The organism is Pseudomonas sp. FG29 (assembly GCF_057809355.1).
Genome location: NZ_JBMDJU010000019.1, coordinates 24,493 through 51,002 on the forward strand (window position 1 = coordinate 24,493; position 26,510 = coordinate 51,002).

At 63.6% G+C, this 26,510-nt stretch carries 23 protein-coding genes; 13 read left to right on the plus strand and 10 right to left on the minus strand.

Going from position 1 to position 26,510, the window contains the following annotated elements:
* Positions 1-14 precede the first annotated feature (14 nt).
* Complete coding sequence (locus tag ACODS1_RS17850) at positions 15-1,226, plus strand: O-succinylhomoserine sulfhydrylase (RefSeq protein ID WP_489086723.1); 1,212 nt, start codon at positions 15-17, stop codon at positions 1,224-1,226.
* Positions 1,226-2,002 (plus strand): SDR family oxidoreductase, encoded by a 777-nt coding sequence (locus ACODS1_RS17855; RefSeq protein ID WP_489086724.1) that lies wholly within the window; start codon positions 1,226-1,228, stop codon positions 2,000-2,002. The genes ACODS1_RS17850 and ACODS1_RS17855 overlap by 1 nt, the downstream gene beginning before the upstream one ends.
* 132 nt (positions 2,003-2,134) lie before the next feature.
* Here ACODS1_RS17855 and ACODS1_RS17860 read toward each other — a convergent pair whose 3' ends face one another.
* Positions 2,135-3,799 (minus strand): electron transfer flavoprotein-ubiquinone oxidoreductase, encoded by a 1,665-nt coding sequence (locus ACODS1_RS17860; RefSeq protein ID WP_322978102.1) that lies wholly within the window; start codon positions 3,797-3,799, stop codon positions 2,135-2,137.
* A gap of 322 nt (positions 3,800-4,121) precedes the next feature.
* Between ACODS1_RS17860 and ACODS1_RS17865 the strand changes: the two genes are divergently transcribed.
* Complete coding sequence (locus tag ACODS1_RS17865) at positions 4,122-4,871, plus strand: electron transfer flavoprotein subunit beta/FixA family protein (RefSeq protein WP_489086725.1); 750 nt, start codon at positions 4,122-4,124, stop codon at positions 4,869-4,871.
* Positions 4,872-5,801 carry an electron transfer flavoprotein subunit alpha/FixB family protein gene (locus tag ACODS1_RS17870; protein ID WP_322978100.1) on the plus strand — a complete coding sequence of 310 codons (930 nt, stop codon included), beginning with the start codon at positions 4,872-4,874 and terminating at the stop codon, positions 5,799-5,801.
* A gap of 85 nt (positions 5,802-5,886) precedes the next feature.
* On the opposite strand, the gene ACODS1_RS17875 is transcribed toward ACODS1_RS17870, so the two are convergent.
* On the minus strand, positions 5,887-6,813 hold the full coding sequence (locus tag ACODS1_RS17875; RefSeq protein WP_489086726.1) for an alpha/beta fold hydrolase: 927 nt from the start codon (positions 6,811-6,813) through the stop codon (positions 5,887-5,889).
* A 116-nt stretch (positions 6,814-6,929) separates the two neighbouring features.
* Here ACODS1_RS17875 and ACODS1_RS17880 point away from each other — a divergent pair, with 116 nt between their 5' ends.
* The 8 genes from ACODS1_RS17880 to ACODS1_RS17915 all read left to right on the plus strand — a co-directional run bounded on the left by ACODS1_RS17880 (position 6,930) and on the right by ACODS1_RS17915 (position 14,150).
* Complete coding sequence (locus ACODS1_RS17880) at positions 6,930-7,763, plus strand: substrate-binding periplasmic protein (protein ID WP_322978098.1); 834 nt, start codon at positions 6,930-6,932, stop codon at positions 7,761-7,763.
* Positions 7,764-7,772: 9 nt separating this feature from the next.
* Positions 7,773-8,126 (plus strand): DUF4398 domain-containing protein, encoded by a 354-nt coding sequence (locus ACODS1_RS17885; RefSeq protein WP_416340060.1) that lies wholly within the window; start codon positions 7,773-7,775, stop codon positions 8,124-8,126.
* Positions 8,126-8,935, plus strand: coding sequence for an OmpA family protein (locus ACODS1_RS17890; RefSeq protein ID WP_322978097.1), 810 nt, complete (start codon positions 8,126-8,128; stop codon positions 8,933-8,935). Before ACODS1_RS17885 ends, ACODS1_RS17890 begins: the two co-directional genes overlap by 1 nt.
* 173 nt (positions 8,936-9,108) lie before the next feature.
* Positions 9,109-10,542 carry an aminotransferase-like domain-containing protein gene (locus tag ACODS1_RS17895; RefSeq protein ID WP_322978096.1) on the plus strand — a complete coding sequence of 478 codons (1,434 nt, stop codon included), beginning with the start codon at positions 9,109-9,111 and terminating at the stop codon, positions 10,540-10,542.
* A 94-nt stretch (positions 10,543-10,636) separates the two neighbouring features.
* Complete coding sequence (locus ACODS1_RS17900) at positions 10,637-12,310, plus strand: vWA domain-containing protein (protein WP_489086727.1); 1,674 nt, start codon at positions 10,637-10,639, stop codon at positions 12,308-12,310.
* Positions 12,307-12,879, plus strand: a complete 573-nt coding sequence (locus ACODS1_RS17905; RefSeq protein WP_322978094.1) for an RNA polymerase sigma factor — start codon at positions 12,307-12,309, stop codon at positions 12,877-12,879. The genes ACODS1_RS17900 and ACODS1_RS17905 overlap by 4 nt, the downstream gene beginning before the upstream one ends.
* The gene (locus ACODS1_RS17910; RefSeq protein ID WP_489086728.1) at positions 12,876-13,559 is read left to right on the plus strand and encodes a hypothetical protein; all 684 of its coding nucleotides are present in this window, start codon (positions 12,876-12,878) and stop codon (positions 13,557-13,559) included. Before ACODS1_RS17905 ends, ACODS1_RS17910 begins: the two co-directional genes overlap by 4 nt.
* A 90-nt stretch (positions 13,560-13,649) precedes the next feature.
* The gene (locus ACODS1_RS17915; protein ID WP_489086729.1) at positions 13,650-14,150 is read left to right on the plus strand and encodes a hypothetical protein; all 501 of its coding nucleotides are present in this window, start codon (positions 13,650-13,652) and stop codon (positions 14,148-14,150) included.
* Between the two features lies 1 nt (position 14,151).
* Here the strand turns inward: ACODS1_RS17915 and ACODS1_RS17920 are convergent, their stop codons facing one another.
* The 8 genes from ACODS1_RS17920 to ACODS1_RS17955 all read right to left on the minus strand — a co-directional run bounded on the left by ACODS1_RS17920 (position 14,152) and on the right by ACODS1_RS17955 (position 25,630).
* Positions 14,152-15,978: a long-chain-acyl-CoA synthetase gene (locus ACODS1_RS17920; protein WP_489086730.1), complete on the minus strand. Its 1,827-nt coding sequence runs from the start codon at positions 15,976-15,978 to the stop codon at positions 14,152-14,154.
* Between the two features lie 245 nt (positions 15,979-16,223).
* Entirely contained in the window at positions 16,224-17,051 is an 828-nt protein-coding gene (locus ACODS1_RS17925) for an SDR family oxidoreductase (protein WP_489086731.1), read from the minus strand.
* Between the two features lie 34 nt (positions 17,052-17,085).
* Complete coding sequence (locus tag ACODS1_RS17930; RefSeq protein WP_489086732.1) at positions 17,086-19,074, minus strand: acetyl/propionyl/methylcrotonyl-CoA carboxylase subunit alpha; 1,989 nt, start codon at positions 19,072-19,074, stop codon at positions 17,086-17,088.
* Positions 19,075-19,180: 106 nt separating this feature from the next.
* The gene (gene atuE / locus ACODS1_RS17935) at positions 19,181-19,978 is read right to left on the minus strand and encodes an isohexenylglutaconyl-CoA hydratase (RefSeq protein ID WP_489086733.1); all 798 of its coding nucleotides are present in this window, start codon (positions 19,976-19,978) and stop codon (positions 19,181-19,183) included.
* Positions 19,979-20,051: 73 nt separating this feature from the next.
* Positions 20,052-21,212: a citronellyl-CoA dehydrogenase gene (gene atuD, locus ACODS1_RS17940; protein WP_489086734.1), complete on the minus strand. Its 1,161-nt coding sequence runs from the start codon at positions 21,210-21,212 to the stop codon at positions 20,052-20,054.
* Between the two features lie 81 nt (positions 21,213-21,293).
* Entirely contained in the window at positions 21,294-22,910 is a 1,617-nt protein-coding gene (gene atuC / locus ACODS1_RS17945) for a geranyl-CoA carboxylase subunit beta (RefSeq protein WP_489086735.1), read from the minus strand.
* Between the two features lie 4 nt (positions 22,911-22,914).
* Complete coding sequence (locus ACODS1_RS17950) at positions 22,915-23,784, minus strand: SDR family oxidoreductase (RefSeq protein WP_489086736.1); 870 nt, start codon at positions 23,782-23,784, stop codon at positions 22,915-22,917.
* 40 nt (positions 23,785-23,824) lie between these two features.
* A complete protein-coding gene (locus tag ACODS1_RS17955; protein ID WP_489086737.1) occupies positions 23,825-25,630 on the minus strand; it encodes an acyclic terpene utilization AtuA family protein in 1,806 nt (601 codons plus the stop codon).
* Positions 25,631-25,850: 220 nt separating this feature from the next.
* Here ACODS1_RS17955 and ACODS1_RS17960 point away from each other — a divergent pair, with 220 nt between their 5' ends.
* Positions 25,851-26,471, plus strand: a complete 621-nt coding sequence (locus ACODS1_RS17960) for a TetR/AcrR family transcriptional regulator (RefSeq protein ID WP_489086738.1) — start codon at positions 25,851-25,853, stop codon at positions 26,469-26,471.
* The last annotated feature ends 39 nt before the right edge of the window (positions 26,472-26,510 follow it).

Here is a 26,510-nt window from a genome sequence, read left to right on the forward strand (position 1 = left end):
CGTGAGGTGGTGAAATGACACTGGAATGGGATGCGGGTCGACTCGATAGCGACCTCGATGGCGTAGGTTTCGACACCCTGGCGGTGCGCGCCGGCCAGCGCCGCTCGCCGGAAGGCGAGCACGGCGAGGCGCTGTTCCTCACCTCCAGCTACGTATTCCGCACTGCTGCCGATGCTGCCGCGCGTTTCGGTGGTGAGGTGCCGGGCAATGTCTACTCGCGTTACACCAACCCGACGGTGCGTACCTTCGAGGAGCGTATCGCTGCGCTGGAAGGTGCCGAGCAGGCGGTCGCCACCGCTTCCGGCATGTCGGCCATCCTCGCCATCGTCATGAGTCTGTGCAGCGGCGGCGACCATGTGCTGGTCTCGCGTAGCGTGTTTGGTTCGACCATCAGCCTGTTCGAGAAGTACCTCAAGCGTTTCGGTATCGAGGTGGACTACGTACCGCTGGCTGACCTGGACGCCTGGAAGGGCGCGTTCAAGACCAATACCAGACTGCTGTTCGTCGAGTCGCCGTCCAACCCACTGGCCGAGTTGGTGGATATCGCCGCACTGGCCGATATCGCCCATGCTCGTGGTGCGCTGCTGGCGGTCGACAACTGCTTCTGCACGCCGGCGCTGCAGCAACCGTTGAAGCTGGGCGCCGATATCGTCATGCACTCGGCGACCAAGTACATCGATGGCCAGGGCCGTGGCCTGGGTGGTGTGGTTGCCGGTCGCAGCGAGCAGATGAAGGAAGTGGTCGGCTTCCTGCGCACGGCTGGTCCGACGCTCAGCCCGTTCAATGCCTGGCTGTTCCTCAAGGGCCTGGAAACTCTGCGCATCCGCATGCAGGCGCAGAGCGAGAGTGCCCTGCAGTTGGCGCTGTGGCTGGAGCAGCAGTCGCAGGTCGAGCGGGTGTACTACGCCGGCCTGCCGAGCCATCCGCAGCACGAGTTGGCGAAGCGGCAGCAGAGCGCCTTTGGTGCGGTGGTCAGCTTCGAGGTCAAAGGGGGCCGTGAGGCTGCCTGGAAGGTGATCGACGCCACTCGCGTCATTTCCATCACCACCAACCTGGGCGATACCAAGACGACCATTGCCCATCCGGCGACCACTTCCCATGGCCGTCTGACTCCGCAGGAGCGCGCCAATGCCGGTATCCGTGACAGCCTGATTCGCGTCGCGGTCGGCCTGGAAGACCTGGCTGACCTCAAGGCGGATCTGGCACGCGGTCTGGCTGCACTCTGATGCTGGAGTGGGGCGATGGCGGGGCGTCCAATAATGGGCGTGTCGCCCTGGTGACCGGCGCCGCTCGCGGTATCGGCCTGGGCATCGCGGCCTGGCTGATCACTGAAGGCTGGCAGGTGGTGTTGGCTGATATCGACCGCGAGCGTGGTTCCAGAGTGGCGCGGGCACTGGGCGATAACGCCTGGTTCGTCGTCATGGATGTGTCCAGCGAGGAGCAGGTCAGCGTTGGTGTTGCCGAGGTGCTGGGCCAGTTCGGTCGTCTCGATGCGCTGGTGTGCAACGCCGCTGTTGCCGATCCGCATACGCCGCCGTTGGAATCGCTCGATCTGAAGCGCTGGAACCGCATGCTGGCGGTCAATCTGACCGGCGCCATGTTGTTGGCCAAGCATTGCGCGCCCTACCTGCGTGGGCATCGTGGCGCCATCGTCAATATCGCGTCGACGCGCGCCAGTCAGTCTGAAATCAATTCCGAGGCATACGCCGCGAGCAAGGGTGGTCTGGTGGCGCTGACTCATGCCCTGGCGATCAGCCTGGGGCCGGAAGTGCGGGTCAACTGTGTCAGCCCCGGCTGGATCGATGCGCGTGACCCCTCACAGCAACGGCAAGAGCCGCTTTCGGTATTCGATCATGCGCAGCACCCGGTCGGCCGCGTCGGCACGGTGGAAGATGTCGCAGCGCAGGTCGCCTGGCTGTTGTCCGATGCAGCTGGCTTCGTGACAGGGCAGGAGTTCGTCATCGACGGCGGCATGAGTCGCAAGATGATCTATCAGGATTGATGCGGCACGCCGGGCTGTAGGAGCGAGCTCTGCTCGCGAATCCGGCAAAACACAAAAGCTTCGCGAGCAGAGCTCGCTCCTACGCATAACGAACAAAGGCTCCCGAAGGAGCCTTTTTCATATCTGGACGAATTACATGTTGGGGTAATTCGGCCCGCCAGTGCCCTCTGGGGCGACCCAGGTGATGTTCTGCGCCGGATCCTTGATGTCGCAGGTCTTGCAGTGCACGCAGTTCTGCGCGTTGATCTGGAACTTCTTCTCGCCGTCTTCCTGGGTCACCACCTCGTACACGCCGGCCGGGCAGTAGCGCTGCGCCGGTTCGTCGTACAGCGGCAGGTTCTTCGCCAGCGGAATGCTCGGGTCGGTGAGCTTGAGGTGGCAGGGCTGTTCTTCTTCATGGTTGGTGTTGGAGAGGAACACCGAACTCAGTTTGTCGAAGCTCAGTTTGCCGTCCGGTTTGGGGTAGTCGATCTTGGCGCACTCGGCCGCCGGCTTGAGGCAGGCGTAGTCCGGCTTGTTGTCGTGCAGGGTGAAGGGAGCCTTGCCGCCGAAGATGTTCTGATCCAGCCAGTTGATGCCGCCGCCGATAAGGGCGCCGTACTTGTGGATGGCCGCGCCGAAGTTGCGGCTGCGGAACAGTTCGTCATACAGCCAACTGGCCTTGAAGCCATCGACGTAGTTGGTCAGCTCGTCACCGCCTTCACGGCCAGCGGCCAGGGCTTCGGCGATGGCGTCAGCCGCCAGCATGCCGGACTTCATCGCGGTGTGGCTGCCCTTGATCTTGGCGAAGTTCAGGGTACCGAGGTCGCAGCCGATCAGCGCGCCACCCGGGAATACCATCTTCGGCAGCGAGTTCAGGCCGCCTTTGCAGATGGCGCGGGCACCGTAGGCGACACGCTTGCCGCCTTCGAGGTACTGCTTGACCACCGGGTGGTGCTTATAGCGCTGGAATTCGTCGAACGGCGAGAGGTGCGGGTTGGCGTAGGACAGATCGATGATCAGGCCGACCACCACCTGGTTGTTCTCCAGGTGATAAAGGAAGGAGCCACCGGTGTTCTCGGTGCCCATGATGTCCATCGGCCAGCCAGCGGTGTGTACCACCAGGCCCTGCTGATGCTTGGCCGGGTCGATGTCCCAGATTTCCTTGATGCCGATGCCGTAGTGCTGGGCATCGGCTTCGCTGTCGAGGTCGTATTTCTTGATCAGTTGCTTGCCGATATGGCCACGGCAGCCTTCGGCGAACAGGGTGTACTTGGCCCGCAGTTCCATGCCCGGGGTGTAATAGCCTTCCTTCGGGTTGCCTTCGCGATCGACACCCAGGTCGCCGGTAACGATGCCGCGTACCACACCGTTGTCGTCGATCAGGGCTTCCTGCGCGGCGAAGCCAGGGTAGATTTCCACGCCAAGGTTTTCGGCCTGCTGCGCCAGCCAGCGGCACAGATTACCGAGGGAAATGATATAGTTGCCCTCGTTGTGCATGGTCTTGGGCACGAAGAAGCCCGGAACCTTGATGGCGTTCTCGGCGTCCTTGAGCAGGTAAATGTCGTCGCCCTTGACCGGCGTATTGAGCGGGGCGCCCAGTTCTTTCCAGTCGGGGAACAGTTCGTTCAGTGCGCGAGGCTCGAAGACAGCGCCAGAGAGGATGTGAGCACCGACTTCGGAGCCTTTTTCGACCACGCAGACGCTGATCTCCTGGCCCGCCTCAGCGGCTTTCTGTTTCAGTCGGCAGGCGGCGGACAGTCCAGACGGGCCGGCGCCGACGATGACGACGTCGAACTCCATAAATTCGCGTTCCACAGGCTATCTCCTACTCAAGGCTCTTCGATGTTTTATGTTGGAGGGCGCGGCTCGGCTCCCTGAGCGCTGCGGCGCATTATATCTACACCCTCCCGACGGGCCAATACAAACGTTTGTTTGAATTTTCTGTAGGCCTGCTAGAATCCTACTACATCGCGGATGACCGGCCAGTTCGCTGTATTGACCGAGTCAGGTCGCGGGGTCAAGATACGGGCGGTTTTGCGCTCGCCGTCTGAGCTGGCGATCGGTTCCGGCCGATCTGCATCACTGGCCAGGTTCACCTTGGCGACATTCTTATTCACCGGAGAGTAACGAGGAATCCATGAAGGTTCTTGTAGCTGTCAAACGAGTGGTTGACTACAACGTCAAGGTTCGCGTCAAGGCGGACAACAGCGGCGTCGACCTCGCCAACGTCAAGATGTCCATGAACCCCTTCTGCGAAATCGCCGTGGAAGAAGCCGTACGCCTGAAGGAGAAGGGCGTGGCGAGCGAGATCGTTGTCGTCACCGTCGGCCCGGCGACCGCTCAGGAGCAACTGCGCACCGCGCTGGCTCTCGGCGCTGACCGTGCCGTGCTGGTCGAGTCTGCTGAAGAGCTGAACTCCCTGGCCGTGGCCAAGCTGCTCAAGGCCGTGGTCGACAAGGAGCAACCGCAACTGGTTATCCTCGGCAAGCAGGCCATCGACAGCGACAACAATCAGACCGGCCAGATGCTGGCCGCGCTGACCGGCTACGCCCAGGGTACTTTCGCCTCCAAGGTGGAAGTCGCTGGCGACAAGCTCAACGTGACCCGCGAGATCGATGGTGGCTTGCAAACCGTCGCTCTGAGCCTGCCGGCCATCGTCACCACCGACCTGCGCTTGAACGAGCCGCGCTACGCGTCGCTGCCGAACATCATGAAGGCCAAGAAAAAGCCGCTGGAGACCGTCACCCCTGACGCTCTGGGCGTTTCCACCGCGTCTACCGTGAAGACTATCAAGGTCGAGGCGCCGGCTGCCCGCAGCGCTGGGATCAAGGTCAAGTCCGTGGCTGAACTGGTCGAGAAACTGAAGAACGAGGCGAAGGTAATCTAAATGGCTATCCTGGTTATCGCTGAACACAGCAACGCCGCTCTGGCGCCCGCCACTCTCAACGTTGTGACCGCCGCGCAGAAGATCGGTGGTGATATCCACGTGCTGGTTGCCGGTAGCAATGCTGCCGCTGCAGCCGACGCCGCTGCCAAGGTCGCTGGCGTATCCAAGGTGCTGCTGGCCGACAACGCTGCCTACGCGCATCAGTTGCCGGAAAACGTTGCACCGCTTATCGCCGAACTGGGCAAGAACTACAGCCACGTGTTGGCTCCGGCCACCACCAACGGCAAGAACTTCCTGCCGCGCGTCGCCGCACTGCTGGATGTCGATCAGATCTCCGAGATCATCGCCGTCGAGAGCGCCGACACCTTCAAGCGTCCGATCTATGCCGGTAACGCCATCGCCACCGTACAGTCTTCGGCTGCGGTGAAGGTGATCACCGTGCGTACCACCGGTTTCGACGCCGCTGCTGCCGAAGGTGGCTCCGCTGCCGTTGAAGCAGTCTCCGGGCCGGCCGATGCTGGCAAGTCCGCCTTCGTGGGTGAAGAACTGGCCAAGTCCGACCGTCCGGAACTGACCGCTGCCAAGATCGTCGTTTCTGGCGGCCGTGGCATGGGCAATGGCGACAACTTCAAGCACCTGTACGCCCTGGCCGACAAGCTTGGCGCTGCCGTTGGTGCCTCCCGTGCCGCCGTCGACGCCGGTTTCGTACCGAACGACATGCAGGTCGGCCAGACCGGCAAGATCGTCGCGCCGCAGCTGTACATCGCCGTCGGTATCTCGGGTGCCATCCAGCACCTGGCCGGTATGAAAGACTCCAAGGTGATCGTCGCGATCAACAAGGACGAAGAAGCACCGATCTTCCAGGTGGCCGATTACGGCCTGGTGGCCGATCTGTTCGAAGCCGTTCCGGAGCTGGAAAAGCTGGTTTAACCCGCTTTTGCTGCCACAAGAAACCCGCTCTCATGAGCGGGTTTCTTTTTATGTGCGGCATGCCTTGGAGTGCAGCCGAGCGGCGTCACTTTGCGGTTTGGAGAAATTGCCGGTAGAGCAGGGCGCTTTGCTCCGGGCGCTCCAGCATGGGCGCGTGACCCACTTCATCCATGATGGCCACGCTCGGTTTCTGCAGCAGCGGTTTCATCACCTCGATGCTGGAAACGTCCAGCACACGATCTTGCTTGCCCCATAGCAGCAGTGTGGGCGCCGTGATCTTCGGCAGCTCCGGCTCCAGCGGGATGTAACGCTCGACCAGTTGGCGAAAGACTTCGTCGTAATACGCCGCATTGTCTATCGCGCGCTTGGCCAGGTACTGCTTGAGCGGCTGTGGCAGGTAGGGCGGTTCGACGAAGACGAAGTCGAGCAACTGCTGAAAATCCTCGGGTTGCCGCACCACCAGTGGGTTGGCCTTGCCTTCGCGCAGGCGCCGATAGAGTTCGCTTTCATGCGCTGCCTTGATGCCGGCGTTATCGAACAGCGTCAGGGTTTTCACTCGCTGCGGGTAGCGTGCGGCATACAGCGCCGCGATATGGCCGCCCATGGAGTTGCCCAGCAGGTGGGTTGTGCCGAGCTTCAGCGCATCGAGAAAATCGGCCAGTCGCTCCGCCTGGGTGCCGACGTCATGGCTGCCGGTCGGGCGGTCGCTTTGGCCAAAGCCGGGAAGGTCGAGGGCGATGACGTGATAGCGGTCGGTGAGATGGCGGGCGAAACGTAGCCAGTTGTCCTTGTCGGCGGCGAAGCCGTGGATCAGGACGATCGCTTCGCCGTTTACCGGCCCGCCTTGGTAATAATGAATGTTAAGATCGTGGACTCGCACCTGCTCGTGAGTGAGCCCGGCACGATGCTGTTCGACCAGCCGCAGGCTGGCCAATTGTGTGGCGGGGACGAACCAGAGAATGGCTGCGGCAGCGATGAGCAGCAGAATCAGACCGAGCAGCAGTTTTTTCATGGTGCGTCCTTATCGCTAATTATTATTGCGGCTTCGTTAAGCTAGCATGAAGTTGAATGTTGTCGTTTGCAGGCTCGTTGGCCTGTTTCGATTTCTGCACTAACCGAGAGTAGCCAATGCCCAAGCGCTTTCCGTTGAAGTCCCTGCTGGTCTGGCTCGGCCTGTCCCTGATGCCGGCCAGTGCCTTCGCCGTTGGTAAATGTGAGCGCCTGGTCGCCACGGGCAACCCCGAGTATCCCCCTTACCTGTGGCGAGACCCGCAGAATCCGCAACAGCTGATTGGCGCCAATGCCGATCTGCTCAAGCAGGTCGGCAAGGATCTCGGCGTGGCCATCGATGTCATTTACAGCGGCCCCTGGTCACGCGCGCAGGATGAGGTGCGTACCGGGCGGGTCGATCTTCTGGCAGGTGCATTTCTGACCTTGCCTCGCCTGGAAAGCATGGATTACGTGCATCCGGCCTTCTTCATCACGCCCAGCGTGGCTTGGGTGCGCAAGGGCGAGGCCTTTGCTTACGGCAGTTGGGCCGATCTGCAGGGGCGCACCGGCGATACGCTGGTGGGCAACAGCTTCGGTCAGCAGTTCGATGCCTTCGCCAAGCAGAATCTTACCCTCGAGGGGGTGTCCAGCCTGACCCAGGCGTTCCAGAAGTTGCTGCTGGGGCGCACCGACTACGTACTTTATGAGCGCTATCCGGGCCTGGCCGTGGCCGAGACGCTTGGCGTGGATGATGACCTCGAAGTGCTGGATCCGCCGATTTCCAGCGAGGGCCTTTACCTGACGCTGTCGCACAACTCGGCCTGCAACGAACCCTGGCTGCGCGGACAGCTGGCGCGGAAAATGACAGAATTGGTCGCTGCCGGTGTCCCCGAACAGATGCTGCAGCACAATCTGGCGCTGTGGAAGGCGCAACAGATGCAACCCGACCCCGTTGGCGATGCCAACCAGTAGGACGCTTTCGTGATCATTCGATTTTTATCCACTCTCATCATGATGCTGGCGCTGAGTGCTTGTGCCAGCGATCCCGCTCCCACCGAACAACTGCGCCTCACCGAGCAGGCCATGACCCAGGTGCGCGCGCTCGGCGTAGGCGAAGACCAGGCGCAATTGCTGAGCCAGGCCGAAGACAAGTACAGCCGGGCACAGGCCGCGGCTGCCGACGAAGACAACAAGGAGGCGCGGCTGCTGGCCGAGCAAGCCGAGTTGGATGCCCGTCTGGCCGAGGCTCAGCACCTGAACGTGAAAAGCCGCGATCAGCTCACCGAACTGAACCGACGCATCGCGCGTCTGCGCCAACAACTGGGGGCAATGTGATGAGCAATGCCCCGAAGCTGATCGTTGCGCTGCTGGCCTCGGGCCTGCTGGCCGGTTGTGCGCTATCGCCTGCCAGTGAGGACGCGCTGGATGCAGCGCGCGCCAGTTTCCAGTCGGTCAAGGAAGATCCAAACGTACTGCGTGCCGCGCCCAAGGATGTGATTCGTTCCGGTGAGTCGCTGGCGCGTGCCGAACGGCTGTCCAGTTACTGGGGGAGCGCCGAGGATGTGCGTCACTTCGCCTATCTCAGCGAGCGTTATGCGGCCATCGCACGGCAACACAGCGAAACCAGCCTCAACCAGGAGCGCGCAGCCCGTCTCGAACTGGAGCTGCAACGTCTGCAGTTGAGCCTGCGTGAGGCCAAGCTGCTCAGCGTGCAGCAGCACAACGGCTGGCTTGAAGAGCAGATGGTCAGCTTGGCTGCCAGTGAAACGGATCGTGGGCTGGTGATGACGCTGGGTGACATGTTGTTCGACGCCGGACGCGCCGAGTTGCAACCCGCGGCCAATCGCACCTTGCTCAAACTCGTGCAGTTCCTGCAGATTAATCCGCAGCGGCGCGTGCGGATCGAGGGCTATACCGACAATACCGGCAGCGCCGACGAGAATCGGGAGCTTTCTCGGGCGCGTGCGCAAACCGTAGCCGACCTGCTGATCGATCTGGGCATCGATGCCAAGCGTATTCAGGTGATGGGCTATGGCGCTGATTTCCCGGTCGCCGAGAATGCATCGGCGCGCGGGCGTGCACAAAATCGCCGGGTGGAGATCGTCTTTTCCGACGAGCGTGGGCAACTCGGCAACGAACGCTGACGCGCCAGAAGTGACACGAGCGCCGCGCCCTGCAAGGGGCGCGGCGTTTTTCGTTGGTGCGGGAAAAAGCGTGCGCTGCCTTGGGTGTACGGACAAGACAGTGCATAACTGTGCCAGTACAATTGCGCAGTGATCGGCTACTGTTATGGTTCAGTGCCACGGAGGATTCCGCCATGACCAATCTGTTGCTCTATCAACGCATCGCCCAGCAGTTGGCCGAGGATATTCGCCGCGGTGTCTACCAGCCGGGTGAGCGTGTGCCGTCGGTGCGCAAGATGAGTGCCCAGCTCAACGTCAGCCATGCCACGGTATTGCAGGCCTACGCCAACCTTGAGGATCAGGGGCTGATCCGGGCGCGCCCGCAGTCCGGCTTCTACGTGCACCAGACCCCCGCACTGACCGCCTCGACCCCGGATATCGCGCGCGTCGAGCGGCCTGGCCTGGTTACCCGCGCCAGCATCATCAACCAGGTGCTGACCGAGTCGCGTCGCGAAGGCGTATTCCCGTTGGGCGCGGCGGTGCCGCATGTCGACTATCTGCCGGTGCGCGCACTGCATCAGCAACTGGCCAAGGTCACCCGTTTTCACAGTCCGCGCGCCTTCAGCTACATGTTCAGCCCGGGGTTCGAGCCGCTACGGCGCCAGGTGGCGATTCGTATGCGCGATGCCGGCGTGGTGGTCGATCCATCCGAAGTGGTGATCACCCATGGCTGCGTCGATGCGCTGCAGATGAGCCTGCGCGTGTTGACCCAACCCGGCGACCTGATCGCGGTGGAGTCGCCGAGCTATTATGGCCTGCTGCAACTGGCCGACCTGCTTGGACTCAAGGTCATCGAGATCCCCTGCGACCCAACCACCGGTATCAGCCTGGAGGCGTTGCAACTGGCGGCCAACCAATGGCCGATCAAGGCCCTGGTGTTGACCGCCCGGCTGTCCAATCCGCTAGGCGGCACCATCCCCGAGGAGCGTCAGCGGCAACTGCTGCGCCTGGCTGACGATTACGACATCCAGATCGTCGAAGACGATATCTATGGCGAACTGATGTTCGAGCAGGGGCCGACCAAGGCGCTCAAGTCGCATGACCGTGACAGCCGGGTGATCTATTGCTCGAGCTTCTCCAAGACTCTGTCGCCGGGGGTGCGTATCGGCTGGATAGTCGCGGGCAAATACCAGGACGAAATCCAGCGCCTGCAGACGTTCACCACGCACTCAGCCTGCAGCGTCACGCAGATGGCGGTGGCGGCCTACCTGGAGAACGGTGGCTATGACCGTCATCTGCGCTATATCCGTCAGGAGTACCGCAAGAACCTCAGTGCCTTTCAACTGGCGGTGCAGCAGTATTTCCCCGTGGGTACGCAGATGACCCGGCCCAAGGGCGGCTTCATCCTCTGGGTCAGCCTGCCGGCACGGGTCAACACCAAGGATCTGCACGTGCGCGCGCTGCAGCAGGGCATTTCCATCGCGCCAGGGCTGATTTTCAGTAACACCGAGCAGTTCAATCATTGTGTGCGTCTCAACTGCGGCATCCCCTGGAATCGCGAGGCAGAGAGGGCGCTGATGACCCTCGGTATGCTGGCCACGCAGCTGTGCCAGGAAATGGCCACCTGAGGCCGAGCGAAAAAGCGTCAGGCATTAACCCGGATAACGGAGGTGCTGCGTCTACCTGAGCGAAGGTCTCGTGCCATTGTTCAGGAGATGCACCATGTCCGCTTGTTCCTTGTTGCTCGTTCGTCCACTGGTTGTCGGTTTTTCGGCGAGTAGCGTGCTGCTGCTCGCTGCCTGCAGTGCCTCTGGCCCAGGGCCTGAAACCCCAAGTGCACCGCCCTTGCTTGAACGCCTGGCGGTGCCTGCGGCTGCCGAGGCCAGTCACAAGCGCATGGCGCAGATGGCCTACGCGCCGGCTCCCATCGCCGATGTTCTGCCGCCAGGTTATCGCGACGAGCCGCGTGAGCAGTACCAGGCCTATGCCGACAACCCGGTGTTCGTCGTCGCCGAGACGCCGGCGTCTACTTTCAGCATCGATGTCGATACCGGCAGCTACGCCAACGTGCGGCGTTTCCTCAACGACGGGCAACTGCCGCCGAAGGAGGCCGTGCGCCTGGAGGAGCTGGTCAACTACTTTCCCTATGCCTACCCACTGCCGCAAGGCGATGTGCCTTTCGGCGTCAGCACCGAGCTGGCGGTGACGCCATGGAACCCGCAGACGCGCCTGCTGCGCATCGCCATCAAGGCGTCGGATCGCAGCGTGGAGGAGCTGCCGCCGGCCAACCTGGTGTTCCTGGTCGATGTGTCCGGGTCGATGCAGCGCCGAGAGGGGCTGCCGATGGTGCAGGGTACTCTGAAGTTGCTGGTCGATCAGTTGCGCCCGCAGGATCGCGTCTCGCTGGTCACCTATGCCGGTGACAGCCAGGTGGTGCTGGACTCCACACGCGGAAGTGACAAGGCGAAGATCCGTGCGGCCATCGATCAACTGACTGCCAGTGGCTCAACGGCAGGGGAGTCGGGCATCCAGCTGGCCTATCAGCAGGCGAGCAAGCACCTGATCGACGGCGGCATCAATCGCATCCTGCTGGCCACCGATGGTGACTTCAACGTCGGCATCAGTGACTTCGACAGCCTCAAACAACTGGGGGCTGACAAGCGCAAGAGCGGCGTCTCGCTGACCACCCTGGGTTTCGGCGTGGACAACTACAACGAGCGCCTGATGGAGCAACTGGCCGACGCCGGTAACGGCAATTACGCCTACATCGACAACCTGCGCGAGGCGCGCAAGGTGCTGGTGGATCAGCTCGGCTCGACCCTGGCCACTGTGGCCAGCGATGTGAAGCTGCAACTGGAGTTCAACCCGAGCGAGGTCAGCGAGTACCGTTTGCTGGGCTACGAAAACCGCGCGCTCAAGCGCGAGGACTTCAGCAATGACAAGGTCGATGCCGGTGACATTGGCGCTGGTCACACGGTCACCGCTCTTTACGAGATCGTCCCGACCGGGGGCAAGGGCTGGCTGGAGCCGCTGCGCTATCAGGCCGCGACTTCGCCAGCGGGCAAGGCGGGCGAACTGGCCTGGCTGCGGATTCGCTACAAGGCGCCGGGGGAGGTGAGCAGTCGACTGCTGGAACGCCCCATCGCGCGTGCCGAGGCCAAGCCGATGAACGCCGCCAGCGAAGATCTGCGCTTCGCCGCTGCGGTCGCGGCCTTCGCCCAGCAGCTCAAGGACGGTCGCTACACGGGCGACTTCGGTCTGGCGCAGAGCATCGAACTGGCGCGCTCGGCCAAGGGTGAGGATCGCTTCGGCCTGCGCGGCGAGTTCATCCAGCTGGCCGAAATCGCCCAGAGCCTGCACACTTCCGGCTCCACACCAGCAAGAGTTCAGCAGTGAACGCACCTCTCACGGATGACGACGCCGCGTTATTGCGGCGTTACCGCCGCGGCGATGCCGCAGCCTTCAACGCGCTGTACCAGCGCCATCGGCTGGGTCTGTTCCGCTTTCTGCTCGGCCTGTGTGGCGATCATGCCCTGGCCGAGGAAGTGTTTCAGGAAACCTGGATGAGCCTGATCCGCAGCCAGAGCGAGCAGCGCGAGGCGGTGCTGTTCAAGACCTGGTTGTACCAGATTGCCCGCAACCGCCTGATCGATCACTGGCGCAAGACGGGCCGTCATCAGGCCGGGCATGACGAATACGACGAAGGCCAGCACGCCCAGGCCGACCCGCGCCCCGGCCCCGAGCAGCAGTGGGGGCTGAGCCGCGATAGCGAACGGCTGCAGGCGGCACTGGCCGACCTGCCGGAAGACCAACGCGAGGTGTTCCTGTTGCGTGCTCATGGCGACCTGGAACTGAACGAGATTGCCGAGTTGACCCGCACGCCGGCCGAGACGGTCAAGAGCCGTCTGCGCTATGCCCTGCAGAAACTGCGCCGGCTGCTGGCCACCGAGGAGTTGTCCGCATGACCCATGAACGAGAGCCGCTGGATCACGAACAGGCGCTGTTGGCGCATTTCCGTGCCCATGGCAGTGGTGAACCCTCGGCCGAGCTGGATGCACGTATCCTGGCGGCGGCCAGTGCGGCTGCCCGTGAAACGAAGCCGGCCCGGATCGACAGCGACAACGCCGGATGGACGCAACGCCTGCACCACTGGCTGTTCGGCACTGGTCGCCAGCGCTGGTCGGTGGCCGTGGCGGGCCTGGCTTGTATCGGGATTGGCGTCAGCCTGACCTGGCGTACGCTGGAGCAGACGCCGGAGGCCTTCGATGCCGTGCCGCCCAGCGTGGCGATGAGCCCCGCCGCGCCAGCACCGGCGCCGATGGCGGCCAAGCGTGCTGCCGAGAGCGAGTCGATGGCGCGTATGGCTGCACCGCAGGAGCGGATGAAGGCCGAGGCGATTGCTCGCCCTGCGCCGCCGGCCGCGACGGCGGATGAAGCAATGAGCAGTGCCACTGCCATCGCGCCGATGGCCGAGCTGGTGATCCAGAGCGAACCACGCGAGGCGTTGCTGCGTCTGCTGGAGCTGCGCAAGGCCAATAAGCAGGAGGAGGCGCAGCGGCTGCTGGAGCAGCTCAAGGCCGATTATCCGCAACTGGATATCGAGGCCGAGCTCGAGCATCTGGCTAAGGAGCCGTCAGCCGAATGAGCTTCCGGGTAAAAGTCGTGTAAGTCGACTTGTCAGGCGCGCCCAGGCGGAGGAGCATGGGCGCGTTACTGATCGAGTTACCCTTGTCCCATGATGCGTAAGTCCATTTTTCTGTTGCTGTGTTTGGGTTGGCTGAGCGCCTGCGAGCGTGCCCCCGAGTCTGTTGCGCAACAGCCTGCACCTGAGCCCGCAGTGGTCGCCGCGCCTGAGCCAGCGCCCGTTGCCGAGGTTGCCAAGCCCAAACCGGTCGAACCTGCGCCGCCTGCCAAGGTGGTCGAAAACAAACCCCTGCCTCCCGCCAAACCGCCCGTCGCCGCCAAGCCCAAGCCTGCTGCGGCACCACAGCCCAAGCCTGCCGAGCCCGAATCGAAGCTGGCGCTGGATCTCAGCGTGCCGCAGGAGCTGTTCGAGCAGGCATTGGAAAGCGAAACCCACGAGGAGCTCTCGCCGGTGTTGCCACCGCTGTTTGGCGAGAAACCCGAAGTCCAGAGCCCGTTCCAGATCAGCGGTCGGCTGATCAGCAACGAGCGAGTGGACGACTACTGGGATTCCATCGAAGGCGCCGAGGTGCAGTTCGAGTTCAAGCAGTAGCTCAAAAGCGATAACGCTGCTGCTCGATGGCCGCATGGGTTTCACGACTCAGCGGCTGGAAGCTGTCTGCGCCGGGCAGGCGTACGTAGATCGGATCATCTACCTGGTTGGGGTCATAGCCGGCCTGTTTCAGATCGGTCTTCTTGTACTTGAAGGTGCCCGTGGTCTCGACTTCGCCGAGTAGGCGCACGAACAGCGGCGCGGCGTAGGCCGGCAGCTCTGCATCCAGGTGAACGGCCAGCGCCGCGCCATCCAGCACGCAACCCGGCGCCAGGCGCAGCGCGGCCATGCCGCAACGGCCATTGGTGCCGGGAATTTCCACGCCATAGACCACCGCATCTTCCACGCCGGGGAAGGCGCCCAGCACGTTTTCCACCTCGGTGGTTGAAACGTTCTCGCCTTTCCAGCGGAAGGTGTCGCCGAGGCGGTCGACGAACTGCGCATGCTTGCAGCCGATGTCGCGCATCAGGTCGCCGGTGTTGAACCAGGCGTCGCCCTTCTTGAACACGTCACGCAGGATCGCCGCCTCGCTCTTGGCAGGGTCGGTGTAGCCATCGAACGGCCACTTGGCGCTGATCTCGCTGATCAGCAGGCCGGCTTCGCCCTTGTTGGCCTTCTGCAGGAAACCATTGTTGCCGCGCACGGGGCAGTCGTGCTCCAGGTCGTAGCGGACAATGGCGTAGGTGGCCGGGGTGTAGCCGACGGTATTGTCGAAGTTGAAGACGTTGGTGAAGCCGATGTTGCCTTCGCTGGAAGCATAGAACTCGGTGATCTGCTCGACGCCGAAACGCTGCTTGAACTCGGCCCAGATCGAGGGGCGCAGGCCATTGCCTATCATGCAGCGCAGGCTGTTGCCTCGTTCTGCCGGATGCTCGGGCTGGTTGAGCAGATAGCGGCACAGTTCGCCGATATAGCCGAAGCAGGTGGCCTGGTAGTGCGCCACGTCGCTCCAGAAGGCACTGGCGGAGAACTTGCGGCGCAGGGCGATGGCCGCGCCGCCGGCCAGGGCTGCGCTCCAGCATACGGTGACGGCGTTGTTGTGGTAGCAGGGCAGGGTGAGGTAGAGCACGTCGCGTTCGTTCAGGGTCAGGCCGGAATGGCCGAAGCCGCCGTAGGCCTTGATCCACTTGCCGTGGCTCATGATCGAGGCCTTGGGCAGGCCGGTGGTGCCGGAGGTGTAGATCAGAAAGCAGGCGTCCTTCATACGCACATGCTGGCTATCCGGCGGGTTGTCCTCGGCCTGGCCGCTGGCGATCTGCAGGAGGTTGAGCCAGACGTCCGGCGCCTGGCCAGGATCACGCAGGCAATCCTGGTCGGCGATCCAGTAGCGGCGCGCCTGCTGGTTGTGCAACTGCGCGGCGATTTCCTCGAAGGCGCCGCGCAGTTCGTCACCGATGACCAGGTAGCCGGGCTTTACCAGGTTGAAGCTATGCGCCAGTACCTTGCCGCGCTGGGTAGTGTTGATCAGGGCGCCGACCGCACCGAGTTTGCTCAGGGCGGCGAGAATTACCAGCAGCTCCAGGCGGTTCTCCAGCATCACCGCGACCACGTCGCCATGGCCGACACCTTCGGCCTTGAACGTCCAGGCCAGGCGGTTGGCCCAGGCGTTGAAGGCGCGATAGCTGAGCTGGCGGTTTTCATCCATCAGCGCCGGACGCTCGGGGTGGCGTTCGGCTGCGCGCTGCAGCGCCCAGGCCAGCGACAGGTTTTTCTCGCGGTTGCGGATGCCGGCGTAGTACAGGCCGCGCAGCATGCGCGGTACGCGCGGCAGGTGTTGCGGCAGGTGGGCCAGGAAGCGGAAGGGCGAAATCAGATCGGCTTGGCTCATGGGGCTCGCACTTGGCTGTTATGAATTGGAGGCGAGCTCTGACTCTAGTCAGCCAGGCGCGTAGCAGCCATGGCTCTGGTGCGCCGAGCGGCGGGCAGATCGGCAAATAGGCACCCTACGGGAGGGCGCTGTAGCCCGGATTGCATCCGGGCTACGAAACTGAGTGGCGGGCAGATCGGCAAATGCGCGGGTCTGCCCAAGCGAAAGAAGGCTGCCCGATTGAAAAATGGCGGGTTGCACCCGCCCTACGGGTCGACGAACAGATCCGGTACCAGGCTGCCACCGGCGGGGTCGAAGCGGTACTGCTCGAAGTCGCTGAGGCCCTGTTCGCGCAGGATATCCTCGTCGATCAGCAGGCGACCGGTGATGCTGCGGCCCTGGCTGGCCAGGATCGCTTGGGCCGCGTCGGCCATGATCGCCGGCGTGCGCGCGCGCTTGAAGGCGTCGCGGCTGCCCAACTCGAACTCGATGGCGGCGGTGGCGATCATGGTCTTTGGCCACAGCGAGTTGACGCTGATGCCGTACTTCTTGAACTCCTCGCTCATGCCCAGGGTGAGCATGCTCATGCCGTATTTGGTGACGGTGTAGGGGCCGTGCTGGGCGAACCACTTGGCGTCGAGGTTGAGCGGTGGGGAGAGGTTGAGGATATGTCCGCCGGCGCTCTTTTTCAGATAGGGCAGGGCCGCCTGGCTGCAGACCATCACCGCGCGGCTGTTGATCTGGTACATCAGGTCGAAGCGCTTGGGTTCGAGCTTCTCCACACCTACCAGCTTGATCGCGCCTGCGTTGTTGACCAGCGCGTCGATGCCGCCGAAATGCTCGGCGGCCTGGGCCATGGCGGCTGCCACGGCCTGTTCGTCGCGCACGTCCAGCTGCAGGGCCAGCGCCTTGCCGCCTGCGGCCTCGACCTCGGCGGCGACGCTGAAGATGGTGCCTTCCAGTTTTGGGTGCGGCTCGGCGCTCTTGGCTGCGATGACGATGTTGGCGCCATCGGCGGCGGCCTTGAGGGCGATCTCGCGGCCGATGCCACGGCTGGCGCCAGTGATGAACAGGGTCTTGCTGGAAAGTGACATGGGCGTGCTCCTTCTTGTTGTTATGGGGCTGTGGTCAAACTTCGGCAGCTTCGATTTCCACCAGCAACTGGCGATTCTTCACCTGGTCGCCCTGGCTTACGCCGACGCGGCGAACGATGCCGTCGACGCCAGCCTTGAGCGGGTGCTCCATCTTCATCGCTTCCAGTACCACCAGCAGTTGCCCCTTGCTCACGCTGGCGCCCTCGGCGATCAGCACGTCTACGATGGCGCCATCCATCGGTGCCTTCACCGCGCCGCTGCTGGCGGCATTCTGCCCACCGGCCGGTTCGTGGGTGACATCGACCAGTTCCAGGTTGCCGTGCTCACCATACAGCCACAGGTGCTCGCCTTCGATGTGGTAGGCCTGGCGGCGGCGCACGCCGTCGAGTTCCAGGGTCAGCCAGCGACCGTCGCTGGCCAGCAGGCGCAGGGATAGCTGTTCTTCGCCCCGACGCACGCAAAGGTGCGCTTGGGCGCCGCTTGCAAGTACGTCCAACTCCACGGCGTGCTTGTGTTCGCCCTGCTTGAGGGCGAAACGCCAGGGCGCGCTGCCGGCGCTGCGCCAGCCGGACAGGCCGGGCTGGTGTGCACGGGCGTCGGCCGAAACCTGGTAGAGCAGGGCGGCGGCCATGGCCAGCTCGGCCAGGCTGGCGGTGTGCGGGTGCAGGCTGGGGTCATCCGCGAAATGCTCGGCGATGAACGCCGTAGTGGCATTGCCGGCGGCGAATTCCGGGTTCTTGAGCAGGTTGGCGAGGAAGCGCTGGTTGCCATTCACACCGAGCAGCACGCACTGCTCGACCGCACGCACCAGCTTGCGCCGGGCCTCGTCGCGGGTTTCGCCGTAGGCGATGACCTTGGCCAGCATCGGGTCGTAGAAAGGGGTGACGGCCTGGCCTTCGACCAGACCGTGGTCGATGCGCACGCCGGCCAGCAGTTCCGGCTCCCAGCGCAGCACCTGACCGGTTTGCGGCAGGAAGCCGGCGGCCGAGTCTTCGGCGTACAGGCGCACTTCCATGGCATGGCCGGTGAGGCGAATGTCGTCCTGCTGCAGCGGCAGGGGCTGGCCTTCGGCTACGCGAATCTGCCAGGCAACCAGATCCTGCCCGGTGATCAGCTCGGTGACCGGGTGCTCGACCTGCAGGCGAGTGTTCATCTCCAGGAAGAAGAACTCGCCGGAGGTATCGAGGAGGAATTCCACGGTGCCTGCGCCGACGTAGTTGACCGAGGCAGCAGCCTTGACCGCCGCTTCACCCATGGCCTTGCGCAGATCGGGCGTCATGACCGGACAGGGCGCCTCCTCGACCACCTTCTGGTGGCGGCGTTGCACCGAGCAGTCGCGTTCGCCCAGGTAGACGATATTGCCGTGCTGGTCGCCGAACACCTGAATCTCCACATGGCGTGGGCGGATCACTGCGCGTTCGAGGATCAGCTCACCGGAGCCGAAGGCGTTCTGCGCCTCCGAGCGGGCGGTGCGGATCTGCCCCAGCAGTTCGGCGGATTCGTGCACCAGACGCATGCCGCGGCCGCCGCCACCGGCGCTGGCCTTGATCATAAGTGGGTAGCCGATGCGTTCGGCTTCGCTGGCCAGGGTGTCATCATCCTGGGCGGCGCCCTCGTAGCCGGGGATGCAGGGCACGCCGGCTTCGAGCATGGCGATCTTGGACAGGCGCTTGCTACCCATCAGGTGGATGGCGTCTACGGTCGGGCCGATAAAGACGATGTTGGCTGCTTCACAGGCGCGGGCGAAATCGGCGTTCTCGGAGAGGAAGCCATAGCCGGGGTGGATGGCGTCTGCACCGGTCTTGCGCGCGGCCTCGATGATGGCGTCGATGCGCAGGTAGGACTGGTTGACCTGGGCCGGGCCGATGCACACGGCTTCGTCGGCGATCTGCACGTGGCGGGCGTCGGTATCGGCCTCGGAGTACACGGCCACGGTGCGGTAGCCGAGTTCGATGGCGGTGCGCATCACTCGGCAGGCGATCTCGCCACGGTTGGCGATCAGGATCTTGTTGAATGCGGGCATCTTTGTGCTCCTGCTGTGCTACCTGGATGGTCTGTTCCGGATGGCATCCGGGTTACGTCAATTCATTCCCTCTCCCCTTGTGGAGAGGGTTAGGGAGAGGGGCGTTTTACTGTGCCCACTTCGGCTTGCGCTTCTGCACGAAGGCCATGGTGCCTTCGACACCCTCTGCGCCGGTCACGGCGGCGGCGAACTGTTCGGCTGCGCGGTCGAGCAGCGGGCCAAGTGCTTCGTGTTCGCTGGCCAGCAGTAGCGCCTTGGTCTGGGCGTTGGCCTGTGGCGCACACTGACGAATTTGCTCCAGGGTCTCGTCCAGGCGCTGTTGCAGGGCAGCTTCATCCTGCTCGCAGTAGTGCACCAGGCCCAGGCGCAGGGCCTCGGCACCGTCGAAGCGGGCGGCGGTCAGGGCCAGGCGGCGGGCCTGGGTCAGGCCGATGCGGTGTACGACGAAGGGGGCGATCTGCGCCGGGAGGATGCCCAGCGTGGTTTCCGGCAAGCCGAACTTGGCGCCGCTGGCGGCGATGGCCACGTCAGACACGCAGGCCAGGCCGAAGCCGCCGCCGAGTACGGCGCCTTCCAGCACGGCCACCAGTACCTGCGGTGCGGTCTGTGCCTCTTCCAGTAGCGCACCGAAGGCGCGGTTCAATTCGCGGTAAGCATCGCCACCTTTGGCGCGGGCGCCGGCCATGTCCTTGATATCGCCGCCGGCGCAGAAATGGCCGCCAGCGCCGCGCAGAACAAGAGCGCGCACGTTCGGGTCATGACGCACGGCCTCCAGCGTGGCGCGCAGTTCGCCGACCATGGCCAGGCTCATGGCGTTGCGACTGTCCGGCCGGTTGAGGGTGACGTGCAGCACGCCACCGACGGAGTTCAGCAGCAGGGTTTCGCAGTGGGGCAGATCGTTCATCGCATAGCCTCGGTGTAGGGCGGGTGAAACCCGCCGCAACGGTTTGAGTGGCGGGTTTCACCCGCACTACGGATTAGCCCTTCTTCTTGCCGGGAAGGATGCCCATCAGCTTGCAGATGATGCCGAGCATGATTTCGTCGGCGCCGCCGCCGATGCTGACCAGGCGCACATCGCGGTAGGCACGCGACACCGGGTTGTCCCACATGAAGCCCATGCCGCCCCAGTACTGCAGGCAGCTGTCGGACACTTCGCGGCCCAGGCGGCCGGCCTTGAGCTTGGCCATCGACGCCAGCTTGGTCACGTCGCGGCCTTTCACGTACTGCTCGGTGGCCTGGTAGACCAGCGCGCGCAGGCATTCGATGTCGGTCTGCAGTTCGGCCAGGCGGAAGTGGATGACCTGGTTGTCGATCAGTGGCTGGCCAAAGGTCTGGCGCTGCTTGCAGTAGTCGATGGTGGTGTCGATGCAGTATTCCAGCCCCTTGATGATGTTGGCGGCGCCGAACAGGCGCTCTTCCTGGAACTGCAGCATCTGCATCATGAACCCGGCGCCTTCGTGGCCGATGCGATAGCGCTGCGGCACGCGCACGTTGTCGAAGAACACCTGGGCGGTCTCGGAGCTGCGCATGCCGAGTTTGTCCAGGTGCGGGCTGACGGTGATGCCGGGGGTCTTCATCGGCACCACGATCAGCGACTTGTTGACGTGCGGCTTGTCGTCGCTGGTGTTGGCCAGCAGGCAGATGAAGTCGGCTGACGGCGAGTTGGTGATCCACATTTTGCTGCCGTTGATTACGTAGTCGTCGCCGTCCTTGCGCGCAGTGGTCTTCAGACCCGCTACGTCAGAGCCGGCGCCGACCTCGGAGACGCCGATGCAGCCGACCATCTCGCCGGTGATGGCCGGACGCAGGAACTCTTCGCGCAGCTCGTCGGAGCCGAAGCGCGCCAGGGCAGGGGTGCACATGTCGGTTTGCACGCCGATGGACATCGGGATGCCGCCGCAATGGATGGTGCCGAACTCTTCGGCGGCGACGATGGAGTAGCTGTAGTCCAGGCCCATGCCGCCGAATTTCTCCGGCTTGGAGATGCCCAGCAGGCCCAGTTCGCCGGCCTTCTTGAAAATGTCGTGGATGGGGAAGCGGCCTTCCTTTTCCCATTCATCGACGTGCGGGTTGATTTCCTTGTCGATGAAGTTACGGACGGTACGGCGGAGTTCTTCGTGCTCTTGAGTGAAGATCATTGTTGTTGTGCTCCGTATCGAATGGGGCTGTAGGGCGGGTGAAACCCGCCGCATGCTTGGCGGGTTTCACCCGCCCTACGTTTAAAATCTCGCGACGCCGAAACGGTTGGATTTCAGAGACCGCAGGTTGGCTTCGGCGCAGATGTCCAGCAAAAAGCCCAGCAGCTTGCGGGTGTCGCGTGGGTCGATCAGGCCGTCGTCCCACAGGCTGGCGGTGCCATAGAGGGCGGTGGATTGGCTGTCGAGTTTCTGCGCAGTGACTTGCTCGAGCATGTCGAGCATTTTCGGATCGGCTTCCTTGCCTTCCTTGGCGTGCTTGTCCTCGGTGACGATGCGCAGCACCTTGCCGGCCTGGGCGCCGCCCATCACGGCGGTGCGGCTGTTGGGCCAGGCGAAGATGAAGCGTGGGTCGAGGCCACGGCCGCACATGGCGTAGTTGCCAGCGCCGTAGGAGCCGCCGACGACGATGGTGAGCTTGGGCACAGTGGCGTTGGCCACGGCCTGGATCATCTTCGAGCCGTGCTTGATCACGCCGTTCTGTTCCGATTCCGTCCCGACCATAAAACCGGTGGTGTTGTGGAAGAACAGGATCGGCGTGTTGCTCTGCTCGCACAGCTGGATGAACTGCGCTGCCTTGGCTGCGCCTTGCGGGGTGATCGGGCCGTTGTTGCCAATGAAGCCGCAGGCCTGGCCTTCGATCTGCAGGTGGCCGCAGACGGTCTGGCTGTCGAACTCGTTCTTGAAGTCGAGGAACTCCGAGCCATCGGCGATGCGCGCGATGATCTCGCGCACGTCGTAGGGCTTCTTGGCGTCGGCCGGCACCAGGCCGAGCAGTTCCTCGGCCGGGTACAGCGGTTCGCGCCAGGTTTTCGCCGGACGTGCCGGCAACTGCTGGTTCCACGGCAGCATGCCAAGGATCTCGCGCGCCAGGCGCACGCCGTCGGCGTCGTTCTCGGCCAGGTACTCGGCGGTGCCGGCAACCTGGGCGTGCATCTCGGCGCCGCCGAGTTGCTCGTCGGTGGCGATCTCGCCAGTGGCGGCTTTCAGCAGAGGTGGGCCGGCGAGGAACATCTTGGCCTTGCCGCGTACCACCACCACGTAGTCCGACAGGCCGGGCTGGTAGGCCCCGCCGGCGGTGCTGGAGCCGTGCACCACGGTAACCTGCGGTAGGCCCATGGCCGACATGCGCGCCTGGTTGGCGAAGCCGCGAGCGCCTTCGACGAAGATGTCGGCGGCGTAGTTGAGGTTGGCGCCGCCGCTCTCGGCCAGGGTCACGACCGGCAGCTTGTTCTCGAAGGCGATCTGCTGCAGGCGCAGCGATTTCTTCAGGCCCGTGGGGGAGATGGTGCCGCCCTTGATCGCGCTGTTGTTGGCGATCACCAGGCAGCGCACGCCGGCTATGTAGCCGATACCGGCGATCAGGCCGCCACCGGCCTGGCTGCCGTCCTTGTCGTCATGCAGCTTGTAACCGGCCAGCGAGGACAGCTCGAGGAACGGCGCGCCGGCGTCGAGCAACAGGTTGATGCGTTCACGCGGCAGCAACTGGCCGCGCTTCTCGAACTTGGCCTTGGCTTCCTGGGCCTTGTCGAGCACCTTTTGTTCGACGTCGCGGAAGGTCGCGATGGCTGCCAGCATGGCTTCGCGGTTCTGCGCGAAGGCTTCGCCATGGACATCGATTTCCGATTGGATCACGGGCATCGCCTTACTCCTGATCTTTCAGTACGTCGGGCACGTAGGCCCGGTGGAAACCGTTGTAGGATTCGCTGTTTTTTGCCTTGCCCAGCGTCCAGGCGCGGGTGCCCTGGCTGGCGGCGCCATCGATGCGGACGGTGTTGCCGCTGATGAAGTTGGCGCCAGGGCTGAGCAGGAAGACGATGGCCGCGGCGACTTCGGACTCGGTGCCGATGCGTTGCAGCGGCACGTGATCCTTGAGGTTGCGGATCATGTTCTTCATCGACTCGGGGTAGGTGTCCATGCCGCTGGAGGCGATCCAGCCTGGCGCTACGGCGTTGACCCGCACACCGGCGTGGCCCCATTCGTAGGCGGCAGTCTTGGTGAAGTTCTCCATGCCGGCGCGTGCGGCGCCGGAGTGGCCCATGCCGGGCATGCCACCCCACATATCGGCGAGCATGTTGACGATGCTGCCGCCGTGCTTGCTCATGCTCTGCAGGAAGACTTCCTTGGCCACCAGAAAGCCGCCCACCAGGTTGGTGCGTACAACCGTCTCGAAGCCTTTCTGGTTGATGCCGATCAGCGGCGCGGGGAACTGGCCGCCGGCGTTGTTGACCAGCTGGTGGATGCGCCCGCGTTCCCTGATCACCGCGCCGACCATGGCCTTCACGGCTTCTTCGTCGCGGATGTCACAGACCTGGAAGCTGGCGCTGCCGCCATCCTCGATGATCTCGGCACAGGTCTTTTCCAGCTTCTCCAGTTTGCGCCCGACCAGCACCACATGGGCGCCCAGGTGGGCCAGTTCGTGGGCCACGCAGCGACCGATGCCGCTGCCACCACCGGTGACCAGGATGGTCTGTTCATTGAACAGGCCCGGTTTGAATACGGAGTCGTAGCTCATTGTTCTTGTTGTCCTGAGTGATTGCGGTGCGCGTGGCGCGCTACGAGACGGTTGCAGTGTTCAGGCTGTCGGCCAGTGCCTTGGGCACCGGCACCGGGAACTCCAGCAACTGCTGGGCGAAGGCCTTGCCCTGCGGGTCGATGCGCAGGCTGGCGACGCCGCCACCGCCCAGCGCGTTCTCCAGCAGGAAGTTGAGGCTGTGGCTGCCCGGCAGGTACCAGCGGCTGACGCGGCCCTGTTCGGCGTCCAGGGTATGCGCCATCCAGTTGGCCACGGCTTCGGGCGTCAGCGCAGCGGCTATCCATGCCAGGTATTCGGGCTTTCTGGCCATCACGCCGATGTTGCTGTGGTTGCCCTTGTCGCCGGAGCGGGCCACGGCCAGGCGGATCAGCGGCACGGTAGCGTCGGCTTCACCCATTGCTACGGGCAGAGCAGCTGGCGCACGGAGTTGGGCTGGGTCGAAGGCATCGATCTGAGGCAGGGCGACCGGCTGGCGCTCGCCGTCGATCTCGACGCTGAGGGCGCAGGCACTCTTGTCCACCAGGAAGCTGAACAGGCGGATCACCGGGTAGACGGTGGGGCGGCCGCCGACGATGCCGGTCAGGCCCGGCGCCATACCGGTGGCAGCCTGGGCGATCTCGCGGGAGAAGAGGATCAGCGCCTCCTTCTTGGCATGCCGTGCGGCAATCTTCACCACCACTTCACGGCTGTATTTGCGGTGAGCATGGGCGCCATAGGTGGCTTCGCTGCCGAGCAGCTCGACGCTGACTTCCTGGTAACGGCCCCAGCCGCGCTCGGCGAACAGCTCTTCGGTCTTGTTGATGATCGCCTGGGCGACGCGCTCGGCCTTGGCCACGGCATCGATACCGGCCAGCAGGAAGCTGGCGGTGCAGCGGAAACCGTCCGGGTGGGTGGCGCTGACCTTGTACTGGTCGGTGGGCGGCAGGCCGCGTGCGCCTTGAAGCTGCACGCGGTTGTCGCCGACCTGGCTCAGCTCGACCTGGGTGAAGTCGCAGATCACGTCTGGCAGCAGATAAGCGCGCGGATCGCCGATCTCGTAGAGCATCTGCTCGCCAACGGTAAAAGGCGTGACCAAGCCGCCGGAACCATCCGGCTTGGTCACGACGAAACGGCCATCGTCCTCGACTTCGACGATGGGGAAACCGATGTGCTCGTAATCCGGCACGTCGCGCCAGTCGGTGAAGTTGCCACCGGTGCACTGCGCGCCGCATTCGATGATGTGCCCGGCCAGCGCGGCCTGGGCCAGCTTGTCGTAGTCGTTCCAGGCCCAGCCGAACTCGTGCACCAGAGCGGCGCTGACTACGGCGCTGTCGACTACGCGGCCGGTGATGACGATGTCGGCGCCCTGTTCCAGCGCAGCTACGATGCCTGGTGCGCCCAGGTAGGCGTTGACCGAGACGCAGAACGGCGGCAGTGGGGCGCCGGTGAACATCTCGCGGGTACCGGCCTTGACCAGCTCACCGAGCTTGGGTTGCAGGTTGTCGCCGTGCAGCACGGCGATCTTCAGGTTCACCCCGGCCTGCTCGCAGGCAGCGCTCAGGGCCGCAGCGCAGGCCATCGGGTTGACCCCACCGGCGTTACTGATGACGCGGGTTTTCTTCGCGGCCAGTTCTCCGAGCAGCGGCGCGAGCACTTCGACGAAGTCACGGGCGTAGCCGTCATCCGGCTTCTTCATGCGGGCGCCGGCCATGATCGACATGGTGATCTCGGCCAGGTAGTCGAATACCAGGTAATCCAGGTCGGCGCCGCGAACCAGTTGAGCGGCAGCGGTGGAGGTGTCGCCCCAGAACGCGGAGGCGCAGCCGATGCGTACGGTTTTGGTCATTGGAATTGGCCCGTCACACATTGAGAAGGTGAGTCGACATTACCAAGCAAGCGCTTGGTTGAAAAGTGGGAAAGAAGGACAAACTGGCCAAAAGTACGGCCAAGCGCTTGCTTGGTTCACTGGGCAAGCATAAATTTCACCAACAACGACAAGCACTTGCTGGCAGATGCTCGAATCTCGGGTCAATGCGAGTGAGGCAAAAATATGGGGAGTAGCCGGCGTGGATGAACAAAATGCCCAGGCGGTGATGCAGGCGCTGGTGGAGAGTGGCCAGGTAACTGATCCGGAGAGCGCCCGAGGCAAGCTGTTGCAGATGGCGGCCCATCTGTTTCGCAGCAAGGGCTACGAGCGCACCACGGTGCGTGACCTGGCCAGTGCCATTGGCATTCAGTCCGGCAGCATCTTTCATCACTTCAAGAGCAAGGAAGAAATCCTCCGTGCAGTGATGGAGGAGACCATCGTCTACAACACGGCACTGATGCGCTCTGCCCTGGCGCAAGCCAGGGACACCCGTGAACGCTTGCTGGCGCTGATTCGTTGCGAACTGCAATCGATCATGGGCGGTACCGGCGAGGCCATGGCGGTGCTGGTGTACGAATGGCGCTCACTGTCGGAGCAAGGGCAGGCGCAGATCCTGGCCTTGCGCGATACCTATGAACAACTCTGGTTGCAGGTGCTGGGGGAAGCGCGCGAGGCGGGCTATTTCAAGGGCGACCCGTTCATCCAGCGGCGCTTCCTTACCGGCGCGCTGAGCTGGACCAATACCTGGTTCCGCCCACAAGGGCCGATGACTCTCGATCAACTGGCCGAAGAAGCGCTCTCGCTGGTCTGCAAGGCATGAAATACGACCTCTGGAATTACTGATCCAGCAGCGATCCAG